The following is a 6,199-nucleotide window of genomic DNA, read 5'->3' as shown; positions in this document are numbered from 1 at the left end:
CCCCAGCCACAACGGCGGTCCGGGCAGCGTCTCACTCGATCCAGAATTGCGCATGGGCCACCTCCAGAAACGCCAGCACGTCTTCGTCGATCCCGGGTACGCCGGGGAAATTCGCGCTCAATCGCTCGATGATCGCCGCCACACTGCGCTGGCCGTCCACCAGGTCGAGAATCTGCCCGGCACTGGCGTTGAGCTTGATCATGCCTTCGGGGTACAGCAGCACGTGGCAGTCCTGGCGGGGTTCCCATTGCAGACGAAAACCGCGACGCAAGGCCGGTGACTGCTGGCGATCGATCAGGCTCACAGGGCGATCCCCCGGTGCCAGACATTGTCGCCGGTAACCGTGTGATACGGCGGGCGCGCAAGTTCGTAGGCCATGCTCATGGCATCGAGCATGCTCCACAGCACGTCGAGCTTGAACTGCAGGATCTCCAGCATGCGTTGTTGCCCCTCGGCCGTCACGTAGTGCGCCAGGGTGATGCGCAACCCATGCTCGACATCGCGCCGCGCCTGGCTCAGGCGCGTGCGGAAATAGTCGTAGCCGGCGGCGTCGATCCACGGGTAATGGGTCGGCCAGGCGTCGAGTCGAGACTGATGGATCTGTGGGGCAAAGAGTTCGGTCAGCGAGCTGCTGGCCGCTTCCTGCCAGCAGGCGCGACGGGCGAAATTGACGTAGGCGTCCACCGCGAAACGCACGCCGGGCAGCACCAGCTCCTGGGAGAGGATCTGCTCGCGATCCAGGCCCACGGCTTCGCCCAGGCGCAGCCAGGCTTCGATTCCGCCCTCGCTGCCGGGAGCGCCGTCGTGGTCGAGAATCCGTTGCAGCCACTCGCGGCGCACGTCGCGGTCCGGGCAGTTGGCGAGAATCGCGGCGTCCTTCAGGGGAATGTTGATCTGATAGTAAAAGCGATTGGCGACCCAGCCCTGGATCTGCTCGCGGCTGGCGCGGCCGGCGTACATGGCTTGATGGAAAGGATGGTGGATGTGGTAGTAGGCGCCCTTGGCGCGCAGGGCGGCTTCGAATTCGCTGGGGGTCATTGCGTTGTCAGTCATTGCGGTTCTCCGGGAAGCTCTGCGGTGTCTGGTCAGGCCTCTTCGCGAGCAGGCTCGCTCCCACATTGAACAGGCGGTGCTCCCCCTGTGGGAGCGAGCCTGCTCGCGAAGGGGCCAGCCGCTACAGCTCAATACTCATGCCGTCATAAGCCACTTCGATCCCCCGCCGCTCCAGCAACGCCCGCTCGGCCGAGTCTTCATCGAGAATGGGATTGGTGTTGTTGATGTGGATCAGCACCTTGCGCTGGCGGTTGAAACCCTCCAGCACGTCCAGCATCCCGCCGGGGCCGCTTTGTGGGAGGTGCCCCATTTCGCTGCCCAGGCTCTGGCCGACTTCGCAGATACGCATCTCGTCGTCGCGCCACAGGGTGCCGTCCAGCAACAGGCAATCGGCACGCTGCATCCAGCCCAGCACTTCATCGTCGATTCGGCCAAGGCCCGGCGCATAGAACAGCGACGCGCCACTGCGCAGGTCTTCAACGAACAGGCCAATGGTGTCGCCCGGTTGCGGGTTGCCGCGATTGGGCGAATACGGCGGCGCGTTGCTCACCAGGGGAATCGCGCGAAATTGCAAATGCCCGCAGGCCGGGATGCCGAACGGCTGGCGATCGAGGCCGACCGGTTGCCAGTGCAGTCCGCCGTTCCAGTGTCCGAGCATGTTGAACAACGGGAAACCGCTGCTCAGATCCTGATGCACACGCTCGGTGCACCAAACGTCATGGGGGCAGCCTTCGCGCAAGCTGAGCAAACCGGTGCAATGGTCGATCTGGCTGTCCAGCAGCACGATGCCGGCGATGGCGCTGTCACGCAGGCGCCGCGCCGGTTGCAGAGGCGCAAAACTCTCGAGTTGCGCGCGAATGTCCGGTGACGCGTTGCACAGCACCCACTCCACACCGTCGTCACTCAAGGCAATCGACGACTGCGTACGGCGCTGGGCCCGCAGGCTGCCATTGCGCACACCGGCGCACTGGCGGCAGTTGCAGTTCCATTGCGGAAAACCACCGCCAGCGGCGGAACCGAGAACGCGGATGTGCATGGCCGATGCTCCAGAAGGCAGGCCCGGCCAACGCATTGGCTGGCCGGGTGATCAATCAACGGTTGGCGAAATACATCGTCACTTCGAAGCCAATGCGCAGATCGGTAAACGCGGGTTTAGTCCACATGGGTCATTCCTCTTCTTGTGCCGGGTGATTCCGGTAGAGCCATTAATGCACGGGGCGTTGAGTGCCCGAATGCTACTTTCGAAGGAGTTGGCGGGGTGATTTGGTAGGGGGTGTCGAGCAAATTTCCAGAACCCCACATCCCCATGTGGGAGCGAGCTTGCTCGCGATGACGGAGCAACAGTCAACCGAGATGTTGAATGTGCTGGCCTCATCGCGAGCAAGCTCGCTCCCACAGGTTTTTCAGTGTTCTTGAGTGATCAGAAGAACCCCAGCGGATTGATGTCGTAGCTCACCAGCAGGTTTTTGGTCTGCTGATAGTGATCGAGCATCATCTTGTGGTTTTCCCGGCCGACGCCGGACTTCTTGTAGCCGCCGAACGCCGCATGCGCCGGGTACAGGTGGTAGCAGTTGGTCCACACCCGTCCGGCCTTGATCGCCCGACCCATACGGTAGGCGCGGTTGATGTCGCGGGTCCACAGGCCGGCGCCGAGGCCGAACTCGCTGTCGTTGGCAATCGCCAGGGCTTCGGCTTCGTCCTTGAAGGTGGTGACACCCACCACCGGGCCGAAGATTTCTTCCTGGAACACGCGCATCTTGTTGTGGCCCTTGAGCAGGGTCGGCTGGATGTAGTAACCGCTGGACAGGTCGCCCTCCAGGCGTTCGGCCGCGCCGCCGGTGAGCAGCTCGGCGCCCTCCTCCTGGGCAATGGTCAGGTACGAGAGGATCTTGTCGTATTGCTGCTCGGACGCCTGGGCGCCGACCATGGTTTCCGTGTCCAGCGGGTTGCCGCGCTTGATCCTGGTGATCTTCTTCATCACCTCGGCCATGAACGGCTCATAGATCGACTCTTGCACCAGTGCCCGGGACGGGCAGGTGCAGACTTCGCCCTGGTTGAAGAACGCCAGCACCAGGCCTTCGGCGGCTTTTTCGATGAACGCCGGCTCCGCGTTCATGATGTCTTCGAAGAAGATGTTCGGCGACTTGCCACCCAGCTCGACGGTGCTCGGGATGATGTTCTCGGCGGCGCAATGCATGATGTGCGCGCCCACCGGGGTCGAACCGGTGAAGGCGATCTTGGCGATGCGCTTGCTGGTGGCCAGGGCTTCGCCGGCTTCGCGACCGAAGCCCTGGACGATGTTCAGCACGCCCGCGGGCAGCAGGTCGGCGATCAGCTCGGCGAACACCATGATCGACAGCGGCGTTTGCTCGGCCGGCTTGAGCACGATGCAGTTGCCGGCGGCGAGCGCCGGGGCGAGTTTCCAGGCGGCCATCAGCAGCGGGAAGTTCCACGGAATGATCTGCCCGACCACGCCCAGGGGCTCATGGAAGTGATAGGCCGTGGTCAACTCGTTGATCTCGGCAGCCCCGCCTTCCTGCGCACGGATGCAGCCGGCGAAGTAACGGAAGTGGTCGGCCGCCAGCGGTACGTCGGCGTTCAGGGTTTCGCGCACGGCCTTGCCGTTGTCCCAGGTTTCGGTGACGGCCAGGACCTCAAGGTTCTGCTCGATGCGGTCGGCGATTTTCAGCAGCACCAGGGAGCGGTCCTGGGCCGAGGTCTTGCCCCAGGCGTCGGCAGCGGCATGGGCGGCGTCGAGGGCCTTGTCGATGTCAGCGGCGCTGGAGCGCGGGAACTCGGCGATCACTTCACCGTTGACCGGCGAAGTATTGGTGAAGTACTCGCCATTGATCGGGGCAACGAACTCGCCACCGATGAAGTTGCCGTAGCGCGGCTTGAAGGTAATGACGGCGCCTGGGGTTCCGGGTTGTGCGTAGATCATGGTGGGCCTCTGTCTGGGTCGATGCCTGTCGTATTGACAGGCGATGAGCCGATACTAGAGAGCCCCGCGTGCCAGACGAATGCGTCGTTGGCAGGAGGGGCTCTCGTTATTTGGTCGTAGGTTTCACACCGATCACTGTAGGAGCGAGCCTGCTCGCGATGAACCCGAGAACGCCGCGGGGTATCAGGTTTCCAGCGTTATCGTTGACGAACATCGCGAGCAAGCTCGCTCCCACAAGGGATCAGTGTTTGGCAACGAGATCCTTGGGCAGCTTGAACGTCCAGAGCATGCCGCCCTGGTTGAAGTCCTTCACCCGCTTGGCCACTTCGCCGCCCCACAGCGGTACCGCGCCGCCCCAGCCGGAGAGGACCGAAACGAACTGTTCGCCGTCCATTTCCCAGGTGATGGGCGAGCCGAGCACGCCGGAGCCGGTCTGGAACTCCCAGACCTTTTCGCCGGTCTTGGCGTTGAACGCCTGCAGGAAGCCTTCAGGCGTGCCGGTGAACACCAGGTTGCCCTTGGTGGTCAGCACACCGCCCCACAGCGGCGCGTAGTTCTTGTGACGCCAGACTTCCTTGCCGGTTTTCGGATCGATGGCCCGCAGCACGCCGATGTAGTCTTCGTTCAACGGCTTGATGGTGAAGCCGGCACCGAGGAACGCCGCGCCTTTCTTGTAGGCGATGCCTTCGTTCCAGATGTCCATGCCCCATTCGTTGGACGGCACATAGAACAACCCGGTGTCCCGGTTGTAGGCCATCGGCATCCAGTTTTTCGCGCCGAGGAACGCCGGCGCCACGAACACCGAGCTGCCCTTGACTTCCGAACCCGGGGCGCCGGGACGGCTGGCTTCGTTGTAGATCGGCCGGCCGTCCTTATCCAGGCCGGTGGCCCAGGTGATCTTGTCCACGAACGGGAAGCCACGGATGAATTTGCCGTTGGTGCGATCCAGCACGTAGAAGAAACCGTTACGGTCAGCCGTGGCCGCCGCCTTGATCTCCTTGCCGCCTTCGTTGTAGTTGAACGACACCAGCTCGTTCACGCCGTCGTAGTCCCAACCGTCGTGGGGCGTGCTCTGGAAGTGCCATTTGATGGTGCCGTCGTCCGGGTTGAGCGCCAGGCGCGATGAGGAGTAGAGGTTGTCGCCAGGGCGCAGGTGCGAGTTCCACGGCGCCGGGTTGCCGGTACCGAACAGCAGCAGGTTGGTTTCCGGGTCGTAATAACCGCCAAGCCAGGGGGCTGCACCGCCGGTTTTCCACAGATCGCCCGGCCAGGTCTTGCCCGCCTCGCCGCCGGAGATGCCGTTCTCCACGGCTTTGCCGTCCTTGTAGACATAGCCCATATGGCCTTCGACCGTCGGCCGGGTCCACAGCAGATCACCGTTTTTCGGATCGTAGGCCTCGATCTTGCCCACCACCCCGAACTCGCCACCGGCCACGCCGGTAATCAGCTTGCCATTGATCACCAGCGGCGCGGCACTGATCGAGTAGCCTTCCTTGTGGTCGGCGACTTTCTTGCTCCACACCACCTTGCCGGTGTCCTTGTTCAGCGCCACGAGTTTGGCGTCGAGGGTGCCGAAAATCACCAGGTCGCCATACAGCGCGACGCCACGGTTGATCACGTCGCAGCAAGGGCGGATGTCATCGGGCAGGCGCGCATCGTATTGCCAGAGTTTCTTGCCGGTGCGCGCATCCACGGCGAAGACCCGGGAGTAGGAACCGGTCATGTACATCACGCCGTCCTTGACCATCGGCTGCGCTTGCTGGCCCCGCTGTTTTTCACCGCCGAAGGAAAACGCCCAGGCCGGGCGCAGTTCCTTGACGTTGTCGACGTTGAGAATATCCAGCGGGCTGTAGCGCTGCCCTTGAACGCCGAGGCCGTTGGTCACGACCTGTTCCGGGTTCTTCGGGTCCTGGAGAATGTCCTGGTCGGAAACCCCGGCCAATGCCTGGCCGGACAACAGCATGGCACTGAGCAGCAGGCTCAGGACGAAGGGCTGGCGACGTGCGGGTTGAGTCATGACGGCTTCCTCTGCGGATTTTTGTTATGTCCGGAAATTTTCCCGGTCTGGTGCAGATTCTTGGGCGCCGCCGCCCTGGCAACAATTGCCCGCAATGAGGAGATTGCTAGTTCCTTGGTACAGGGTGGGTGGAGATGGACACGAAACTTTGTGAACGGCACCGGCCTCTTTGTAGGAGCGAGCCTGCT

At 62.9% G+C, this 6,199-nt stretch carries 6 protein-coding genes; all 6 read right to left on the bottom strand.

Features of this window, described 5'->3' with window-relative positions; genetic code table 11:
• Positions 1-31: 31 nt before the first annotated feature.
• The 6 genes from pqqD to PMI26_RS22360 all read right to left on the bottom strand — a co-directional run bounded on the left by pqqD (position 32) and on the right by PMI26_RS22360 (position 6,011).
• Positions 32-304: a pyrroloquinoline quinone biosynthesis peptide chaperone PqqD gene (pqqD, locus tag PMI26_RS22340; RefSeq protein ID WP_007972043.1), complete on the bottom strand. Its 273-nt coding sequence runs from the start codon at positions 302-304 to the stop codon at positions 32-34.
• A complete protein-coding gene (gene pqqC / locus PMI26_RS22345; RefSeq protein ID WP_007972040.1) occupies positions 301-1,053 on the bottom strand; it encodes a pyrroloquinoline-quinone synthase PqqC in 753 nt (250 codons plus the stop codon). Before pqqC ends, pqqD begins: the two co-directional genes overlap by 4 nt.
• Before the next feature lie 121 nt (positions 1,054-1,174).
• Positions 1,175-2,089 carry a pyrroloquinoline quinone biosynthesis protein PqqB gene (gene pqqB, locus PMI26_RS22350; RefSeq protein ID WP_007972038.1) on the bottom strand — a complete coding sequence of 305 codons (915 nt, stop codon included), beginning with the start codon at positions 2,087-2,089 and terminating at the stop codon, positions 1,175-1,177.
• A gap of 55 nt (positions 2,090-2,144) precedes the next feature.
• Entirely contained in the window at positions 2,145-2,216 is a 72-nt protein-coding gene (pqqA, locus tag PMI26_RS30425; RefSeq protein WP_003253598.1) for a pyrroloquinoline quinone precursor peptide PqqA, read from the bottom strand.
• Between the two features lie 257 nt (positions 2,217-2,473).
• Positions 2,474-3,994, bottom strand: a complete 1,521-nt coding sequence (exaC, locus tag PMI26_RS22355; protein ID WP_007972037.1) for an acetaldehyde dehydrogenase ExaC — start codon at positions 3,992-3,994, stop codon at positions 2,474-2,476.
• 241 nt (positions 3,995-4,235) lie between these two features.
• Positions 4,236-6,011 (bottom strand): PQQ-dependent methanol/ethanol family dehydrogenase, encoded by a 1,776-nt coding sequence (locus PMI26_RS22360; RefSeq protein WP_007972035.1) that lies wholly within the window; start codon positions 6,009-6,011, stop codon positions 4,236-4,238.
• Positions 6,012-6,199: the final 188 nt, after the last annotated feature.

This window comes from Pseudomonas sp. GM33, from assembly GCF_000282295.1.
Lineage (GTDB): Bacteria > Pseudomonadota > Gammaproteobacteria > Pseudomonadales > Pseudomonadaceae > Aquipseudomonas > Aquipseudomonas laurylsulfatiphila.
Note: the sequence above shows the minus strand (reverse complement) of the source record. Positions and strands in the feature narration are given on the sequence as shown.

Excerpts from the sequence above, each read along its gene's own strand:
- pqqC (WP_007972040.1), bottom strand. The coding sequence starts at position 1,053 with ATGACTGACAACGCAATGACCCCCAGCGAATTCGAAGCCGCCCTGCGC.
- pqqB (WP_007972038.1), bottom strand. The coding sequence starts at position 2,089 with ATGCACATCCGCGTTCTCGGTTCCGCCGCTGGCGGTGGTTTTCCGCAA.
- exaC (WP_007972037.1), bottom strand. The coding sequence starts at position 3,994 with ATGATCTACGCACAACCCGGAACCCCAGGCGCCGTCATTACCTTCAAG.
- PMI26_RS22360 (WP_007972035.1), bottom strand. The coding sequence starts at position 6,011 with ATGACTCAACCCGCACGTCGCCAGCCCTTCGTCCTGAGCCTGCTGCTC.